General features: G+C 49.9%; 15 protein-coding genes and 4 pseudogenes. 18 read left to right on the top strand and 1 reads right to left on the bottom strand.

What is annotated here, in order from left to right:
* Nucleotides 1-137 precede the first annotated feature (137 nt).
* From ACHLI0_RS14340 to ACHLI0_RS14305, 8 genes and pseudogenes are all read left to right on the top strand, one after another.
* Nucleotides 138-764 (top strand): annotated as a pseudogene (locus ACHLI0_RS14340) (hypothetical protein).
* A gap of 60 nt (nt 765-824) precedes the next feature.
* Nucleotides 825-2,072: a fimbrillin family protein gene (locus ACHLI0_RS14335; RefSeq protein WP_490749442.1), complete on the top strand. Its 1,248-nt coding sequence runs from the start codon at nt 825-827 to the stop codon at nt 2,070-2,072.
* Nucleotides 2,073-2,353: 281 nt separating this feature from the next.
* Nucleotides 2,354-5,365, top strand: a complete 3,012-nt coding sequence (locus ACHLI0_RS14330; protein ID WP_490749441.1) for a fimbrillin family protein — start codon at nt 2,354-2,356, stop codon at nt 5,363-5,365.
* Nucleotides 5,366-5,406: 41 nt separating this feature from the next.
* Nucleotides 5,407-5,859 carry a PepSY-like domain-containing protein gene (locus ACHLI0_RS14325; protein WP_490749440.1) on the top strand — a complete coding sequence of 151 codons (453 nt, stop codon included), beginning with the start codon at nt 5,407-5,409 and terminating at the stop codon, nt 5,857-5,859.
* A 192-nt stretch (nt 5,860-6,051) separates the two neighbouring features.
* Nucleotides 6,052-6,669, top strand: coding sequence for a PepSY-like domain-containing protein (locus tag ACHLI0_RS14320; protein ID WP_490749439.1), 618 nt, complete (start codon nt 6,052-6,054; stop codon nt 6,667-6,669).
* Nucleotides 6,666-6,827, top strand: a complete 162-nt coding sequence (locus ACHLI0_RS14315; protein ID WP_490749591.1) for a PepSY-like domain-containing protein — start codon at nt 6,666-6,668, stop codon at nt 6,825-6,827. Before ACHLI0_RS14320 ends, ACHLI0_RS14315 begins: the two co-directional genes overlap by 4 nt.
* A 2,319-nt stretch (nt 6,828-9,146) precedes the next feature.
* On the top strand, nt 9,147-10,076 hold the full coding sequence (locus ACHLI0_RS14310) for an amidoligase family protein (RefSeq protein WP_490749438.1): 930 nt from the start codon (nt 9,147-9,149) through the stop codon (nt 10,074-10,076).
* Nucleotides 10,073-10,306: a hypothetical protein gene (locus tag ACHLI0_RS14305; RefSeq protein WP_199676276.1), complete on the top strand. Its 234-nt coding sequence runs from the start codon at nt 10,073-10,075 to the stop codon at nt 10,304-10,306. The genes ACHLI0_RS14310 and ACHLI0_RS14305 overlap by 4 nt, the downstream gene beginning before the upstream one ends.
* Here ACHLI0_RS14305 and ACHLI0_RS14300 read toward each other — a convergent pair.
* A complete protein-coding gene (locus tag ACHLI0_RS14300; RefSeq protein WP_199676278.1) occupies nt 10,291-10,470 on the bottom strand; it encodes a hypothetical protein in 180 nt (59 codons plus the stop codon). The two genes, ACHLI0_RS14305 and ACHLI0_RS14300, sit on opposite strands and share 16 nt — an antisense overlap.
* 123 nt (nt 10,471-10,593) lie before the next feature.
* On the opposite strand from ACHLI0_RS14300, the gene ACHLI0_RS14295 reads away from it, so the two are divergent.
* The 10 genes and pseudogenes from ACHLI0_RS14295 to traK all read left to right on the top strand — a co-directional run bounded on the left by ACHLI0_RS14295 (nt 10,594) and on the right by traK (nt 18,859).
* Nucleotides 10,594-11,373, top strand: a complete 780-nt coding sequence (locus ACHLI0_RS14295; RefSeq protein ID WP_490749437.1) for a ParA family protein — start codon at nt 10,594-10,596, stop codon at nt 11,371-11,373.
* A gap of 10 nt (nt 11,374-11,383) precedes the next feature.
* Nucleotides 11,384-11,833, top strand: coding sequence for a hypothetical protein (locus tag ACHLI0_RS14290; RefSeq protein ID WP_490749436.1), 450 nt, complete (start codon nt 11,384-11,386; stop codon nt 11,831-11,833).
* 17 nt (nt 11,834-11,850) lie between these two features.
* Nucleotides 11,851-12,093: a hypothetical protein gene (locus ACHLI0_RS14285; RefSeq protein WP_490749435.1), complete on the top strand. Its 243-nt coding sequence runs from the start codon at nt 11,851-11,853 to the stop codon at nt 12,091-12,093.
* Nucleotides 12,094-12,097: 4 nt separating this feature from the next.
* Nucleotides 12,098-12,751: a hypothetical protein gene (locus tag ACHLI0_RS14280; RefSeq protein WP_490749434.1), complete on the top strand. Its 654-nt coding sequence runs from the start codon at nt 12,098-12,100 to the stop codon at nt 12,749-12,751.
* A gap of 668 nt (nt 12,752-13,419) precedes the next feature.
* A pseudogene (locus tag ACHLI0_RS14275) lies at nt 13,420-13,674 on the top strand (DUF4134 domain-containing protein); the annotation flags it as partial.
* A gap of 10 nt (nt 13,675-13,684) precedes the next feature.
* Nucleotides 13,685-14,035 (top strand): DUF4133 domain-containing protein, encoded by a 351-nt coding sequence (locus tag ACHLI0_RS14270; RefSeq protein WP_490749433.1) that lies wholly within the window; start codon nt 13,685-13,687, stop codon nt 14,033-14,035.
* A pseudogene (locus ACHLI0_RS14265) lies at nt 13,998-16,499 on the top strand (TraG family conjugative transposon ATPase). Before ACHLI0_RS14270 ends, ACHLI0_RS14265 begins: the two are co-directional and overlap by 38 nt.
* A gap of 30 nt (nt 16,500-16,529) precedes the next feature.
* Complete coding sequence (locus ACHLI0_RS14260) at nt 16,530-17,156, top strand: DUF4141 domain-containing protein (protein ID WP_490749432.1); 627 nt, start codon at nt 16,530-16,532, stop codon at nt 17,154-17,156.
* A gap of 23 nt (nt 17,157-17,179) precedes the next feature.
* Nucleotides 17,180-18,199, top strand: a pseudogene (gene traJ / locus ACHLI0_RS14255) (conjugative transposon protein TraJ).
* 36 nt (nt 18,200-18,235) lie between these two features.
* Nucleotides 18,236-18,859: a conjugative transposon protein TraK gene (gene traK, locus ACHLI0_RS14250; RefSeq protein WP_490749431.1), complete on the top strand. Its 624-nt coding sequence runs from the start codon at nt 18,236-18,238 to the stop codon at nt 18,857-18,859.
* Nucleotides 18,860-18,887: the final 28 nt, after the last annotated feature.

The raw sequence follows: 18,887 nt of genomic DNA, 5'->3' as shown, positions 1-18,887 counted from the left end.
AGCAATAAGCCTTGACGCAAAAATAGTCACCATTCCGCTTACTTCCGAATATCAATCACTGACCGATGCCATGAGCAGGATTGCATCCGTTATGAGGGAAAGCTCTCGCCCCCCTCCCCGCCTGGAGTGCACTGAAAATGTCTTTGGATTTACTGGACGAGCGGCAACAAGCCACCAACCTGATTGTATCGGTCGGTAAAACAGGAGCACTCCGGGATGAAGCGATCAATCCGATTGTTGCCGCACTGAAAAAGAAAAACTGCCGCCTTCTAGGATGGCAACTGTATGCTGCAGACTCGGATAACTTCAACAACTTTGTACTTCAGCTAGGTGATATGATCGACGCTTATGCAGATTCATAGGCAGTGGACAAGCGTAAAATGCTCTTTTATGCCGAATAGTTTTGCCACAGCAACCTGCTACGTGACGCAGGCAATAACTTCTTAATACTAGATTATCCTTATGCCAGTATGACACAGGGGGGATTTCTGTTTCCTGAAAAGGGTGAAACGCTATCTGTGGAATTGTTTATCGGAGCTGTTGATTCCATAATGTCGAAAATTAGGGCGGACAACCGCCTGGACGGCAGCAAGTTCTATAAGACTTTTGACGTCACGGAGCAAATACACACCGCCGCCGATCCCCGCAATATAGAGATCCTCATCGACGGTCTGGAACTTCCCAAGCCGATTATAAACGGAGGCGGTTTCAATCCGGATGTGTCCGAATGGGGAGAGGGAGAGGATGTAGAGATCCAGATGTAACAACACTATAAAAAAGCATAGTCTATTTTTTTTTAATTAATCACTTAAAACAATTTTATTATGAAGAAAAAAAACTATCTTCTGGCCTTGGCTGCTTTAGCCATGGTGTCTTGTTCCCAAGATGAAGTGATCAATGACAATGTCGCTTCTCAAGAGGCTGCAAAAACAGGACAAATCACTTTCCGAACTATTTTGGATAAATCGCTCATCGGTACACGTAGTACTAATTTGCTGACCGGGGAGAACATCAACAAATTCAAAGTAGTCTGCTACACCCATGAGAATAAGCATTACTTCGGTCCTATTGATGTTACAAAAGAAGGAGATGCGTGGACTTATCAGGGAACTCACAACTGGAAAGGAAAAGACAAATTCCTAAGATTCTTTGCTGTTACTGGTACAACGAACCAGTATTTCAGAGAACCGACTACTGAGGAAATCGGTAGCTATGGTAAGTATCCATTCATCAAGGATTTCGAAATCCATCCAATACACTATCTGGATCAAACCGGTAATTATACAGACAGTATAAATAATAGCCTAGAGACATCACATCACGGGATGCACGATGTCGCTATGGCTCAATATGATGGAAGGGAAAGCGATGGACAGGGCAATGTACCATTGAACTTTTATCATTTGATGTCTAAAATTAGTGTGAAGGCAAAGTGCGACAAACCGGCAACTGAGCGAAAAGTGGAAGTAATGGGAGTACGTATAGTTAACATGCAGAACCGTGGTACTTATAAATTAAATGGTATTCCAGATGTGCCAACAGAGGTGAGAGATACCGTAATAGGTGAATGGAGCCATACAGATGTTACTCCGCATGGGGACTTCCGCATTCGCTGGAATACAAAGCAAATGCCTCTTACTCTAAATGCTTCAGCACAATCTATTCTACCGGCGGGACAATCATTCATGGTATTCCCGACGAAAAAAGCAAGTACAGAGTGGAGCCAAACAAACACTAGTGGGACATATCTTTCTGTTATCTGCCGCGTAACTACATTCGACGCTGAAAATCGCCCACATATAGTTGTAGGAAGTGAAACTAAGTACGGTTTGGCAATGCTTCCTCTTTCATTCAATATTGAGGGCGGCAAGCAATATACTTATACTCTTGACTTTAGTAACGGTTCCGGACAAGTTGACCCGACTCCACTGCCCGAACCGGATCCGGATGTTGATCCTACTCCTCCGGGAGGTGGTGATGGCGGTGAGGAGTATGAAGGCCAACCTATTAAATTTACAGTTACTGTAGAGGGCTGGGGAACCGATAATACCGTAGAAATACCACCTATGTAAAACCAATGTAATTATTCTATAAAATCACTCGGTGATTTATATTTTGACCGGGCGGGGTTGGACCGTTTTAAGCTCTTGGCTATTGGTTGCGCAGAGATAGGTATCCCCTCTAGTTTTGGGTTTATTTGGGGAGCACTCCGAGGTGAAAGCCGGTGTGCTCTATCCCCCTCCCGGTTTCTTATTCAGGCCATGTTTATCTTGTTTTTTATATGCGCACCGGCCTTATTTTTCTGTCTGAAGATTTAGAGAAAACTACGATTAAACAATAAATGATCAAACTTATGAATAAGAGAAGTTTTTTTTCAGGCTCCTTCTTTCTTGCCTTGTCGGCGGGAGCCCTTGTTTCCCTTCCTTTTTTAACCGGTTGCCAAGACGAGCAACTGGTAGACGGCAGGGAATCGGATACCGTTACCTTCGAAGCCCTCAGTCCCGACCAATGGGTGACCGATTCCAGCACTCGTTCAGGCAGCGGTGTTTTCGCTCCTGACACCTCCTATACGGTCAAACTTGACGAGCTTTCCGAGAACGGCAAGCCGGTGTACCTTCACGTGCAGGTGATCGACGGGATAGACAGCTCGCTGTTGGATAACATGGCATCCGCCCTTCCCGACAGCACGGATGAGAGCGGATTCTTAGCCGACCGGCCCTGCGGACTTCCCGCCACACGCGGAGTGAAGGTCAGCAGCATAAGCTCTTTCGGAGTGAGCGCAGTCAACTACAGCCAGTTCAGTCCCACCGGTCCGTTTAACCTGATGGAAAACAGGCAAGTAGTATGCTCAGGGGGTACAGGAAGCACAGACGTCAAATGGCCCGTGTCAGGATCGGTATCTTTCTATGCCTACGCCCCTTACCATACGGATGCCTCGGTAAACAAGGAGAACTTCAAAATCAGCAATGTACGAAAAAACAGCTCCAGCGAGGGGCTTTCCTTCGACCTGGAGATGAACGAGAAAACCACTTCCGCCGAGACCGTCGACCTGCTTGTGGCATCTTCCAAGGTCTCTACGGGAGACAGCCGCAAGCCTGCCAACTTGAACTTCCAACACGCGCTTTCCGCTGTACAGGTACGTACAAGCGAAAACTTCTACAAAGGAACATTCGAGGAGATCAAATTAACCAATGTCGTCCGGAAAGCCACTGCCGAAATAGGCAAGAACGGACCCGGAACTTTCGATTGGACATTAGACGAGCAGAGCCGGGGCACACTCACACTACTACAAAACGGATCCGGAATCACAGACAAGAACACCGACCTTATTCAAGGAGGCTGTTTTTTTGTCATACCGCAATATCCAAACCAGAATAATCAAAGCGGATCAGTACATCTAAATATTAAATTCAAGCCCGAAGGAGTCAGCCAATCCAAGATCTCGAACCTGGACCTTTACGGGACAGGAAAGATCGCAGAGGGAAAGACCCATATATTCACACTATCAAACTCACCCACTGCTCCGGACCCGAAATTGGAGTATACGCTTGAGGCATGGGATAGCGAAAATCAAAGACCAATAGAATCGGAGATTGTCCTCGGATACGGAACTACAAATAAAAAACTGGAATTCCAAAGCTATAGTACAGTCATTGGCGGAAACGGCACCCAAACACATGAACCTTGGACAGCAGATTATTCCACTGACAATGGAGCTACCTGGCAGGCATTCCCAGGCAATAATGGAGCGTTTAATAAGTATATGCAATTCTTATCTTGGAGTCAGAACAAGCCAGGCGTTAACGACAACATCATAATCAATGCCTACACGGATATAGGTAATCCAGTATGGGGGAATCCGGAAGAGGAAACACTGAAAAATGGAGAATTCAAAGGCCTGGCATCCTCACCTTATAACCTTGCCACTCACAGCCAAGGTACAGGAGCAGCATATTCTGCCAACTGTTATGTTATCAACGGACCGGGATACTATTGTATTCCTCTTGTCTATGGTAATCTTATAAAAGGCAATGTATTCAACAAATCATCGGTTGATAACGGTACTAATGATGCCAGAGGAGGGTATTTGTCTCCCCTGTTAGATCATGCTGGTAAGGGGATTCATGATGGAAAATGGATAGTCGAGAGATATCCGGGCCAACTCAATAAAGTCGAACTCTTATGGCAGGATGTTCCGGATTTAGTCACGAATATCCGTCTCGCAAATATTCAAGGTGAGCAAAACAGATATCTCTCGTTTGATATACCTAGCGCTAATATTAAACAGGGAAATGCAGTTATCGCTCTAAAGAATACTTCTAATGCTGTCTTATGGGCTTGGCATATCTGGGTAACTCCATACAAACTTGATTCAGCTGTAGACCAGTACACACAATCTCCATTCACGGACGTCAACATGACAAATCATGCTGGTAAAAGCTTTCGAATGATGGGAATGCCGTTAGGACACTGTATAGGTCAATCGGCGAGTTTTCCGGAATCTTCTATCAAGATACGCATCAAGCAAGAGGCTACTGGAGGGAAGACAAAAGTATTTACTCTAAAACGTCTCAGCTATAAAATGCGCAAGCCGGGACGTACACCTCTATATCAGCACGGACGGCCTGTGCCTTTTCCTCCAACGGAATTCAAGGAGACTTACCAGTGGGAGGAGAAATGTTGGTTTACAGTCTGGCATCATAAGGACAATCCCGATAGAGATGGGAAACTTGGTTTTCGGCAGTGGGATGATTACGCTCCTAATACTGCTGTAGCTCTTGAACGACCCAGGTGTTTATATCGTAAAATACGTGGTACTTACTCTACATGGTGTAATGACGAGTTCCGTAATCGTTGGGACAATGCTAATTTTCATACCAACGGCAGTTATAATTATGATGGAGGAGTAGTCAAGACTATCTATGACCCTTGCCCGTATGGCTATTGCATGCCGCCAGCGGCTGCTTTCACTGGTTTATCCCGCGACGGGAAGAATCATGAAACTCATGAAGATTACTCAAATTGGCTATCTCCGGGAGTAAATAATGCTTCTTATAGGAATGACTATGGAGTCTACTTTTACACTAACCCTAGCAATAAGGAGGAGGATAAAACGATCTTTATCCCGGCTACAGGATTCGCTGCTCCATATGCCGGAGGCACAAACGGAGTAGACATAGATTATGGTCATGCAGGCGGAAACACCTCGCATTTCTGGACCGCTACATTTAACTGGGAGAGCAGAAAAGCGTATACTGTGGAGCTCTCCGCCGGAAATCAAGGAGGATTTTTGCATGTAGACAATACGCTTAGAAGCAACAGCGACGCATGTGCCGTTATTCCTATGTATGTAGGCCACAATTAACTTCCGTTATAACCATTTGTTTAAACACTAAAAAAATAATTATGAAACGACTATCAGTTTATTTTATCTTTATTGTGTGTCTGCTTTTCTCTCCTTCAGCGTATGCTGAAGGACGAGAAGAAGCGATAAGTTTTGATCGCCTCCCGGCTGCCGCGCGTGAGTTTCTTTCAACGCATTTCCAGGACCTGACACTGGCCTATGCCGTTGCCGACCACAAAATCATGACTGTAGAATATGAGGTGACCTACACGGACCGTACGGAGGTGGACTTCCGAGCCGACGGTTCTTGGGAAAGCGTCGAGCGCAAGTACGCTCCCGTCCCAGCGGCCATCATCCCCAAGGCTATTTCCGATTTCGTCGCACAGAACGATATGTTCCGGGGACAGTTCATCCGTGAGATCGAGAGGACGCCCTATACATGGGAAATCAAACTTTCCGGAGGACTTGAAATCAAGTTCGACAGCAAATTCACCGTTATTGGTTATGACGACTGAGAATATTGCCGGAGGAGTCCGGGTATTTTAACTCAATTTCAGACCGGGGAAGAGGACTACCGGATACTTTTCCGCCTCTTCTCCTTCCCCGCTCCCCCCCGGACAGCGGAGAATGTGCCGGGGATAATATTCACTTAATCTAAAAATTTTACAAGCATGAAGAATTTATTGAAGACGATGGCGGCAGGCGTATTGGTCACCCTCGCCGCTTGTACAAACGATGACAATGCCCCAGCGGCAGATTATGTAAGCCACCGGGCACAGGAAGCGCTCCTTGCCAAATATCCCGGAGCCTCAAACATACGTTGGAGAAGCAAAGGAAACTATGTGATTGCAACCTTCTCCACCCCCGCCACTGCCACCCGCACCGCCTCAGACTCTCTGAGCAACACAGGCTGGTTCGACAACAGCGGTGAATGGTATATGACCGAAACCGATATCCCGAAGGAAACACTTCCCGCACCCGTACAGCAAGCTTTCGAAAAGACCGAATACAGCCAGGAACCCTGGTGGATTACCAGCTACGCCGACCAGCTTGACCGAGGAACAGGCGTGGAGACGGTGTACGTGATCGAAGCCCGCAAGGAAGAAGGCACAGGCGCGCAGACCCAGGTCCATCTCTACTACGCGGCAGACGGCGTGCTGATCAAGAAAGTGGCCGGTGCAGGCAATGACTATGATTACGAGGACTATATCCCCTCCAAGCCTTTGACAGGCATCGAAGACTATATCCGCAACAGACACCCCGGAGCACGCATCACAGATGTTGACTATGAGCATGGTATGACGGAAGTGGAACTCAAGGAATAGTACCCCAGAAAATCAAGCTAGACATCCAAACACGCTATCAAGCGGCGGGAATATACAAAGCGGAGCGGGAATACGGAGGATATGAGATTTCAATAGGAAACGGACTGGAACTGATATATTCAGAGGACGGAACGTTCATAAGGGAAGAGAGGTACTGAACGGAAAATATCACGGAAATAGAAACATATGTGGAACCCTTTGTCGAAGCCCGCGCCCCGTATTCAGACTAAGACAGAACTATCCCCATATCCGTTGCGTGATCAACAACTCGAACGAAAGCTTGGTGAATGTCTACCGCGTCATACGCCACACGCCCTACAAACCCGTCAACGAAGCCGGAGCTTGCATAGCCTACATGCCGGACGACTTCGATGACGACTGCCAAATAGAGCTGGCCGGATTATGCAAGGATTGGGAGAGAAAGGTGGCAAAGGAATGCTCTTCAACTCAGATCGCCGTCGGAAGAGTCCGGAGAACAACTTATTCAACGACCTGTACGACAGCTGCCATATCTAGAGGCCGAGCATCTTCTCCACCGGTATGTTCCATAGCAGAGAAGAGGGAAACCGTAGACGAACTGCTGATCCGAAACTATTAATGACCGTTACAAAAAAAATAATACATGGGGCAAGAGTGTTTCCACCCATATGTGTTATGGGGTATTCTTTGATTGATACAGAAACGAAAGAAAACAAGTATTTTGTCTGTCGTACTCAAGTTGATAAAGAACTTGTCATATAACTGATGCTTGTGTAGCCAATACTTGCAGCAAGCATAATTGGAAATGGTCGTATATCCGCTCCTTGTTATAGATCACTAATCAGTAGGTACGCATGGTATGGGAAACGGAGGGAAAAATATATGGAACGTGCGTACATTTGACTGTAATATCTCCACATTTTGGGAGGAAATCTATTATAGTCGCAAGTCGCTCTAATTAATAGTTTATAACTTGAATCAACAAGTAGGTAAGGAGGTAATTAAAGAAAGCTATATAATTCATTTTATTTTTGTGTTTTTCCGATTTGTATAAAACTTTGTAATTCGGCTAATTCACCGCATACTAGCTACTATATGTTGAGTTTACAAAATATGAGAAAGTCTATTGATGAATTCTACTTGTTATGAGATCTATCTTAAGTATGGTACTAGTTTATGAGTGATTGAATATTGAAAGTATTATAACGCAATCGTTCGCATTGAAAGTTTGTTTAAGCAAAAAGAAAAGATTATTTTTCGGTATTAAAAATAGAATGAGTTCCCTTAATCCCATAAGTCATCAAAACCTTATTATTCAAGTGATCATTAAAAGAAGAGTTGAAAGAAACCTCTTTAATGCCAGCAAAAATATAACGTTCTGCCTTAAAGTCGAGAATATCTGCATGCGCTTTATTTGGTACAATAAGTGTAAGTCACCTGTGTGGTGTTAAAAAGCTTCTCTCCTAACTGACCAGACAGTTTTAAAGTATACATTCCATTAGACCAATGAGTAATTTTATTCTTTTTTCCCTCCAGATTAGGAGAATAGTACCATTGTTTTCTGATAATATTGATATGATTTATCTGTAAAATTAGCTTGTCTGGAATTCTTCTTCAATACCTACAATAAGATGTTTTTATTTAGGTATGCGCTTTCTCTTTTATTTCATGTCGACTCCGGAGCTTGGAATAGATAACGGTTTGGCGGTGTTTTTACCGTTAAACCGTTTGGTTTTCGTTAAACGAAAAGACAACTTGCTGTCCGCAGGAGCGGACCACGTTTTGAATATCACGCTATATCCATATAATGCTATAAAGCCTTTTGTCAAGGGGAAAACGCATACGTTTTCTGCCGGCTTTTCCGCATTTCCGTTCTTTTGAAGGCAAATATTTCATGCCGGCTATATGGTTATTTGCGATAGTGCTATAAATATATAGCCATATAAAAAAGAACCGGAGATTGAAATATCATTGATTGGCAGCATTATTCACCGATTTTTTGGGGGAATGTCTCGCCCATAGTCTTTAATTCGCTATACCACTATCGGCGTGGTTTCGCCTATCCTATTCCGATATCATGTCCTACGTTGCTCGCCATATCATGATATATCGCTATCCGGCTAACCCGTTATACCGCCATCAGCATAGATTCGTCTATCCCTATTCCGATATCACGCCCTATGCGGCTCGTCATATCATGATATATCGTTATTCGGTTAACCCGTTATACCGCTATCTGCATAGCTCCGCCTATCCCTATTCTTATATCACGTCCTATGCGGCTTATCATATCATGATATACTGCTATCCGGCTGTTACGATATATTGCCGCCTTTTGTCATCCTGGACTTACGGCAGACAAGATCCGGAGACCTCAAATAAGGAGTTTTAGTCTAAGATAAAGTAAGCTAATAACATGATAATAAAGCTCTTATGATTACGTCTTCTCCTATAAAAGCATTACCTTAGTAGTAGAATCATAAAGGAGGTAACAAGTTATGAACGAGCAAATTAGAAGCATTTTAGCACAAGAGACAACGAAGACGAGTAAGATCCGGCAGCTGTTCCTTTTGGGGGTTCCCCGGGCAGAAATCGCAAGAATGGTGACCAACGGCAATTACGGTTTTGTAGTGAACGCCCTGCGCCGGATGAGTGAACGTGAGGATGGTCTGAATATCCATCCGGCGACAGCCATATTGGATTACACTTTCAACCGCAAGTTCGGTATCGAGATCGAGGCTTACAACTGCTCCCGTGAACGGCTCGCACGCGAGCTCAGGGAGGTCGGTATCGAGGTTACGGTGGAAGGCTACAACCATACCATCCGTCCGCATTGGAAGCTCGTGACGGACAGCAGCCTGAACGGCAACGACACCTTCGAGCTGGTCAGTCCGATCCTGGTCGGTGAAGCCGGGTTACGGGAACTGGAGAAGGTCTGCTGGGTGCTTGACCTGTGTGAGGTGAAGGTGAACGAGAGCTGCGGGCTTCACGTGCATATCGATGCCGCCGGTTTCAGCATGGCGACCTGGCGTAACCTGGCCCTGAGTTACAAGCATTTGGAACCAGTCATCGATAAGTTTATGCCGGCATCCCGCAGGGACAACTACTATTGCAAGGGATTGGGTCATGTATCTGATGAGATGATACGTTCCGCCCGGACGGTGGACGAGTTGAAAAGCAGAATCGGCAACCGTTACCACAAGGTGAATCTCGAAGCCTATTCACGGCACAAGACGGTCGAGTTCCGCCAGCATTCGGGAACGACCAACTTCACAAAAATGCGAAATTGGGTGCTGTTTCTCCACAAATTGGTTACCTTTGCCACAAGGGGGCAAGTGCCTGCGGCTACCGCGCTCCGGGACATCCCCTTTCTGGACGATGAACAGAAACTATATTATAAACTGAGGACTAAAAAATTATCGGCATGAACAAGCATATGTATATTTTGGCGGATGGCGGCAGGATTGCCGCCTCCGACCCTTCCGAATTTGTACGCGTCCTGCGTGAGGGTAGCTGGTTTGACAGCGAGTGCACCGACGGGGAGTACATGGTGAATTTCTCCGGGCGGTACAGGGAACTGCATGGGGTGACGGTGAGGACCGACACGCCCGAACACTTCATGGAGGACCTGAAAAAATACGGTTACATCAAGGGCTGAGAAGCCTGCTCCTTTATTATCGGATCCCCACCAGCTTTTACCGGTGGGGATTTTTCTTTTTTCACGGCATCGGATGTCCGCCGTATCTTGTTTTCCGGAGGAGGGCTGGCTTCACGACTCCCTTCGGGAAAGCCTTTTTTTCTTTTCACCGCCCCTTCCGCCATGACAAAAACTGACTATCCATGACAATACATGACAGGGTATTTGAGGATGTTCCGCTTGTTATTTCCTTTGTGACATGAAACGGCAGGAATCCCCTGCAAGTATAACCATTAAAAAAAGATGCAATGGAAAAAGAACCTTTATTTATCGCATTCGCCAGCCAGAAGGGAGGAGTAGGTAAGACCGCCTTCACCGTACTCACGGCTGGCATTCTGCACTACCGCCGGGGATACAACATCGCCGTGGTGGATTGCGACTCACCCCAGCACAGTATCGGCCTGATGAGAGACCGTGACATGGAATGCGTCAAGGAGAACGACTCCTTGAAAGTAGCCCTTTACCGCCAGCACGAACAGTTCCAAAAAATGGCTTATCCTATCATCAAAAGCGACCCGGAGCACGCCGTGGAGGACTTTTACCATTATGCGAGGGAACGGGATATGGTATTCGACATCGTGCTGTTCGATCTTCCCGGTACGCTTCGCAGCATAGGCGTGATCCAGACTGTGGCCTCCATGCACCATATCTTCATTCCGCTCAAAGCGGACAATGTCGTGATGCAGAGCTCCCTGCAGTTCGCCACTGTAACCCGGGAGGAACTGATTGCCCGCGGGAACTGTCCGCTCAAAGGCGTCCATCTCTTCTGGAACATGCTCGACAAACGGGAGCGCAAGGATGCCTACGAGGCATGGAACAAGGTCATACAGGCATCGGACCAGCATCTGATGACAACGCGCGTTCCGGACACGAAGCGTTACAACAAGGAACTGAGTTGCATGCAGGACAGCATTTTCCGTTCCACCCTGTTCCCACCGGATAACCGGCAGGTAAAAGGTTCGGGGCTAATGGAACTGGTGGACGAGATCTGCGGCATCTGCGGATTGGAAAAGTATTCAATCCCATAAAATATATAGTATGGAAAAGCCCGGAATGGAAAAGGCGGGACATTTCCGGATTGATGAGAAAAGCTTTCTGGATGCCGTGGGTGCCATGCCCGCCGTTAAAATACACAGCCGCGACTCTTCCGGGGCATTATCACCTCCGGCAAAGGAGAGCCCGTCTCCGGAAGAAGAACCTCCGCCTCTGAGAGAGAGAACCTCACCTCCGGATATCCAGAAAGCGTTTACTGAACAGGATATTGAGGAATACATAGGAGCACACCTGAACAATTTCTTATCTTCCGGACGCAACCCCCTGCATATCGACAGCGAAGCGTACAGGCTTCTGGCCGATTTTGTCTGGATCGTCCGTCGTAAGGATCTTTCAATCTCGGGCATGGCCAGCAGGATCATAATCGACCATTTCAAGGAAAAAGGTGGCCTGATAGAGAAGATAAAGGAATTCTACAAGAAACAACTGGATTAAAAAAGGAACAATAGACAATGAAGAAAAAGAAGAACATCCGTTCCCTATACGGGAATATTGAAAGGGTGAATGCAAGTTGCGGTGTGGCAATGAAAAATACGGTTTGTGAGGAATATCTGTGGTCTGTGTCGGAAGAAGACGCGGAGCGTTTCATTGAATCCTGCCGACGCAAGGATGACTGTCCCATGACTGTCCCTCTTGCTATAGACAGTAGGATCTATGACGGGGTGGCTTCGACATATAAAAACGGGATACAATAGACATATGGAATACGCATTCATTCTTCTGTTCCTGTATGCCTCCTACCTGAGCATAGAGAAGTATGTCCACACGGGCAGCGTCCTTAAATGGAGGGGAGGCCAGCGTCCTGCCTCCGGTCTCCCGGTGGAGGAAGAACCGACGGAGCCACGGGAGGAAACGTCTGAGGAAGCTGTCATCGGCAGGAGCCGGTACCGGTTATGGCAATCCCCGCCTATGGATGAAGAATACGCGATAAGCGAAAAGCGGACGGATACGGTCATGAAAGAGAAAAAGGCGTCTGTGTCCGAATTCCCCAATCCTTTCGGGAGACCGGAGGACGGGGAAGTGCCGGAACGCTACGAGATCACCGGTTATGTGGAACGTCCCGATCCGCACCGTGCCAGAGGTGTGACCTTCGACGACATGGACCTGCTCTCCAGGTTTATGACCACGGACCGCCTTTCGGAACCGGAACAGTCCCATGCCCGCCAGACACTGGAACGGCTGGAGGGGACCAACGTAGAACGGCTTCTGCAGGCCGGCATCCTGGGCAGTGACGAGACATTGAAACGGTATATAGGACTGTATGTGGACAGTGGCAGGGAGCCGCTCCTGCTGGCGGGAAAGGACAGGGAAAGCATTATCAAGGATTTCGATATCATGGATTTCATACCCTGATAACCAACAATATAGTGTATATGGCGAAGTATCATGATTCAAGCTGATCCGCATCGCGGACATTTTTCCAAGAAAACAAAAGCCGCCGGGCGGCAAAGTCGGATTTAAAAGAAGGAGGTAACGATGACCGGATATTGCGATTCGGGATGATCCCGGAATCCCGTCCCCGAAGAAAACTGACATTACGTTAAACAGGTAAAAAAAGAAGTATGACAAACGGATATTTCGACTCAGGATGATTTCTTCCGGTAGCGGAAAGGGAAAAAGGACCGGGGCTGGTCCGTACATACAACCATCCAAAGAAAAAGTACAATGACAAACGGATATTATGACTCGGGATGATCCGGTGGACATCCCATTCTGAAGAGAGAATAACACGAGTGACGAACAATTAAGGAAGGAGGTAACTATGCGAGGTTATTATGATTCCGGCTGATGCCGACAGTAAACATGTGGTTGCAAGGACAAGCCGCGGGCATCCGGCCTGCGGCCTGTTAAAAAAGAAAGTCTAACATTTTAATCATACAGGTATAAAAACAATGATACATTCAAGATCCCATTCATTTTTAAGATTCTTCCCTCTGAGCAAAGTGACGGACGTATTTGTATCCCTTATCGGGCGCATACCGGCAAAAACGGTCTTCCTGCTGGCATGACTGGCCACATGAACAGCCCCCGCGTTCGCCGTCGGTGACGGGTCCGCCGGGCTGGTACAGGCCACGCAGATGGTGACTTCGTACTTTGATCCCGCCACCAAGCTGATCTATGCGGCCGGTGCGCTCTGCGGGCTTATCGGAGCCATAAAAGTGTATTCAAAGTTCTCGTCAGGCGATCCCGATACGGGCAAAGTTGCCGGTGCCTGGTTCGGAGCCTGCGTGTTCCTGATCGTGGCTGCCACCGTCCTGAGGGCGTTCTTCCTGTAATCCGGCGGTCATGGAACATAAAGTGAACAAAGGAGCCGACCGGGGCGTGGAATTCAGCGGGCTGCAGGCGCAGTATCTCTATGTCCTTGCCGGGGGCCTGCTCTCCGTCTTCCTCGTGTTCGTCATCCTGTACATGGTCGGGGTGAACCGGTGGTTCTGCATCCTTTTCGGGACAGTCTCGGCCTCGACCCTGGTCCTCGCGGTCTTCCGCCTAGGCAGGAAGTACGGTCCCCACGGACTGATGAAACTGGCCGCGGCAAAGTGCCGCCCCTTCCATATTATCAATCGTAAACGTATCATTTCACTCTTTAAACGAAGCAGTCATGAGAAACATCCTGAAAGCGGCAACACTGGAAAGTAAGTTCCCGGTCCTCTCGGTCGAAAGGGGATGCATCCTCTCCAAGGATGCGGACGTGACCGTCGGCTTCAAGGTACGCCTGCCGGAGCTGTTCACCCTCACCTCGACAGAGTACGCCGCCATGCACGGGGCGTGGGTGAAAGCCATAAAGGTGCTGCCCTGCTACACGGTCGTCCACCGACAGGACTGGTTCCTGGAGGAAAAATACAGGGCTGTAACTGGCCGGGACGACATGGGATTCCTGGACCGCAGCTTCGAGCTGCATTTCAACGAGCGTCCCTTCCTGAACCATTACGCCTACCTGTTCATTACCCGGACTACCCGCGAAAGAAGCCTGCAGCAGAGCAACTTCTCCATCCTTTGCCGGGGGGCCATCATCCCCCGGGAGGTCAGGGACAGGGAGGCGGTGGTCCGGTTCATGGAGAGCGTGGACCAGTTCGAACGCATCATGGTCGATTCAGGGCTGGTGGGGCTTGAACGCCTCACGACGGACGAGATTGTCGGTACCGGAAAGAAGGCCGGCATCATCGAGAAGTATTTCTCCCTCTCGCAAGAGAACACAACCACACTGAAAGACATCAGTCTTTCCCCCGCGGAGATGCGTATCGGGGACGAGATCCTCTCGGTGCATACGCTTTCCGACGCGGACGACCTGCCCGCCGCGGTGCGGACGGATGGGCGGTTCGAGAAGTATTCCACCGACCGCAGCGACTGCCGCCTCTCCTTTGCCGCCCCCGTGGGGCTGATGCTTTCCCATAACCATATCTATAACCAGTACGTGTTCATGGACGATCCGGCCGACACCCTTCAGCGTCTTGAGAAGACGGCCCGGAATATGCAGTCCCTCTCACGCTACAGCCGCGTCAACCAGATCAACCGCCAGTGGATCGAGGAATACCTGAACGAGGCGCATTCCTTCGGCCTGATCCCCGTACGCTGCCACTGCAACGTCATGTCCTGGGCGGACAGCCGGGAAAGACTGAGGAATGTCAAGAACGACACCGGTTCGGCCCTGGCACAGATGGGCTGCAAGCCCCGGTACAACACCGTGGACGCGCCGACCCTCTACTGGGCTGCCATTCCCGGCGGCGAGGGAGATTTTCCGGCGGAGGAGTCTTTCCATACGTTCATCGAGCAGGCGGCATGTCTCTTCATCGGGGAGACGAACTATGCCTCCTCTCCCTCGCCATTCGGCATCAAGATGGCAGACCGGCTGAGCGGCAGGCCGCTGCACCTGGACATCTCGGACGAGCCGATGAGGCGGGGCATCACGACCAACCGCAACAAATTCATCCTGGGGCCTTCGGGCAGCGGCAAGTCCTTCTTCACCAACCATCTCGTGCGCAACTATTACGAGCAGGGCGCGCACATCCTGCTGGTGGATACGGGAAACAGCTACAAGGGGCTGTGCCGGCTTATCCATGAGCGCACCCGCGGGGAGGACGGGATCTACATAACGTATGAGGAGGACCGCCCGATCACCTTCAATCCCTTCTACAGCGAGGACCGGCAGTTCGACGTGGAAAAGAGGGAGAGCATCAAGACGCTGATCCTGACACTCTGGAAGCGGGAGGACGAGGTGCCGAAACGCTCCGAGGAGGTCGCCCTTTCCGGCGCGGTGAACGCCTATATCCGCAGGATTACGGAAAACCCGGAGCTCCGACCGGACTTCAACGGGTTCTACGAGTTCGTCCGTGACGACTACCGCCGGATGATGGAGAAAAAGAGGGTGCGCGAGAAGGACTTCGACATCGACGGGTTCCTGAACGTGCTGGAGCCGTTCTACAAGGGAGGGGACTATGACTTCCTTCTGAACTCGGACAAGGAGATCGACCTGACCCACAAACGGTTCATCGTATTCGAGCTGGACAACATATCATCGAACAAGGTGCTGCTTCCGGTGGTGACGCTCATCATCATGGAGACGTTCATTTCCAAGATGCGCCGCCTGAAAGGCATCCGGAAGATGATACTGATCGAAGAATGTTGGAAAGCCCTGATGTCGGCCAATATGAGTGCCTATGTCTTGTACCTTTTCAAGACGGTCAGAAAGTATTTCGGTGAGGCCGTGGTGGTGACGCAGGAGGTGGACGACATCATCTCGTCCCCGATCGTGAAGGAGGCCATCATCAACAACTCGGACTGCAAGATCCTGCTGGACCAGAGGAAGTACCTCAATAAGTTCGAACGGATACAGACCCTTTTGGGGCTGACCGGCAAGGAATGCTCGCAGATTCTCTCCATCAACCGTGCCAACGACCCCTCACGCCGGTACAAGGAGGTATGAATAGGACTGGGAGGCATGCAGTCGGCCGTCTATGCCACGGAGACCTCCACGGCCGAGTACCTTACCTACACGACGGAGGAGGGCGAGAAGCTGGAAGTGGAACGGATGGCGGCAAAAACCGGTAGCATGGAACAGGCCATACGGGTACTGGCCACCGAAAAGAACAGCAGCAGGAAATAATCTTTGTAAAACATTTAAAAGAACGATTCAATGAAACGAAGAATTTTCAGCGCATTGTGCGCCTTTTTACTTACCGTACCGGCCCTGCACGCGCAATGGGTGGTGACCGACCCGGGCAACCTGGCTCAGGGCATCGTGAACAGCGTCAACGAGATGGTGGAGACCTCCGAGACGGCGCAGAACGCCATGTCCACCTTCAAGGAGGCCTCGAAAATCTATGAGCAAAGCCGGAAATACTACGACATGCTCAAGAGCGTGAACTCGCTGGTGAGCGGGAGCCTGAAGGTCAAGGAGTCCGTGCTGATGCTCTCGGAAATCTCGGAGAGCTACGTGACGAACTACGGGAAGATGCTCACCGACGAAAACTATACGCAGCGGGAGCTGGAGGCCATCGCCTTCGGATACAACAACATCATGAAGAAAAGCAGCGCGTCCGTGGCCGAGCTGAAGAACATCATCAACCCCACCGGCATGTCCATGACCGACAAGGAGCGGCTGGACCTTATAGAAAGGGTGTACCGCGAGATGAGGCATTACAGGACGTTGGTGAACTACTATACCCGAAAGAACCAACGCGTCTCCTACCTGCGGGCCAGGGAGAAGGGCGAGACCGAGCAGGTCCTGAAGCTTTACGGGGAGAACGAACGCTATTGGTAAACCTTTAAAAAGATACAGACTATATGGTAATGCTATCCCTATCTTTCAACAGCCTGCACGGTATCCTGTACCGGCTGTATGACGAGATGACCGAACTCTGCCAGCCGATGATGACGCTGGCCACGGCCATCGCTGCTCTGGGCGCGCTCTTCTACATAGCCTACCGCGTGTGGCAATCCCTCTCGCGTGCCGAGCCGGTGGACGTGTTCGGCATGCTGCGCCCCTTCTGCCTGGGCATCTGCATCCTGTTCTTCGACGTGATCGTGCTGGGGAGCCTGAACGGTATCCTAAGTCCCGTCGTGCAGGGAACGGGTGCCATGCTCCACGACCAGACTTTCGACGTGAGGAAGTTCCAGGAGGAAAAGGACAGGCTGCTCTCCGAGATGCCCCTGAAGGTGGCCGTGACAGGGGAGTTCAACCCCATGGACGAGGAGCTGGAGAAGGAGATCGCCGACATGGGCTGGAACGGGGAGGACTACGCGGTGATGCAGCGGATGTCCCACACCTGTTACTCTTTCTCCCTGCAAAGTATCGTGCAGACCATCATGCGCAAGGTGATGGAGTTCCTTTTCCGCGCCGCCTCGCTGGTGGTGGACACGATCCGCACCTTCTTTCTCATCGTCCTCTCCGTGTTGGGGCCTATAGCCTTCGCGATCTCAGTCTTCGACGGTTTCCAGGGCACGCTCGTCCAGTGACTGGCACGGTATATCAGCGTATACCTCTGGCTGCCCATCTCCGACCTGCTAGGGGTGATGCTCGCCAGGATACAGACGCTGGTGCTGCAAAGCGAGATAGAAATGATACAAGATCCCCTGAGCGTCTTCTCCCCGGACGGATCGACGGCCATCTATCTGGTGTTCATGCTCATAGGGCTGGTGGGATATTTCTGCGTCCCTACCGTGGCGAGCTGGGTGGTACAGGCCGGCGGCATGGGGGCGTACAACCGGAACATGAACAACACGGCAAGCAAGGCCGCCAACGTGGGCGGGGCCGTGGCGGGAGCATCCACGGGCAACGTGGCTGGAGTGCTGCTGAAAAAGTAAAGACAACCGGATAATAACATTCATTCACTGTAAGACATGGAATTCAAGAGTCTGAAAAACATCGAGTCCTCGTTCAGGCAGATACGCCTGTTCAGTATCGTCTTCCTCGTCGCATGCGCTCTCCTGACCGGCTTTTCCGTCTGGAAGTCCTACCGGTTCGCCGAAGCGCAGCGGGAGAAAATCTACGTGCTGGACGAGGGCAAGTCGCTCATCATGGCCCTCTCGCAGGATGCCGCGCGCAACCGCCCGGTGGAAGCGAGGGAGCACGTGCGCCGCCTGCACGAGTTGTTCTTCACACTGGCCCCCGACAAGGCGGCCATCGAGTCGAACATAAACCGGGCGATGTACCTGGCCGACAAGAGCCTATACGGGTATTACCGCGACTGGAACGAGAAAGGGTTCTACAACCGGCTCATCAGCGGGAACGTCAACCAGACGGTGGTGGTGGACAGCATGAGTTGCGATTTCGACAGCTATCCCTACCGCGTCACCACCTATGCCCGGCAGATGATCATCCGAGGAAGCAACATCACCGAACGCTCCCTGGTGACACGCTGCCGCCTGCAGAGCACGGTCCGCTCGGACAACAACCCGCAGGGCTTCCTTGCGGAGCATTTCGAGATTTTGGAAAACAGGGACTTGCGTACCGTGGAAAGGTAACGTCCTCCTATGACAATTAACTTTTTTA

The sequence above is a fragment of the Bacteroides sp. RCH18 genome (assembly GCF_058231005.1).
The sequence above is the reverse complement of the archived record's forward strand: the minus strand, read 5'-3'. Positions and strand labels throughout refer to the sequence as shown.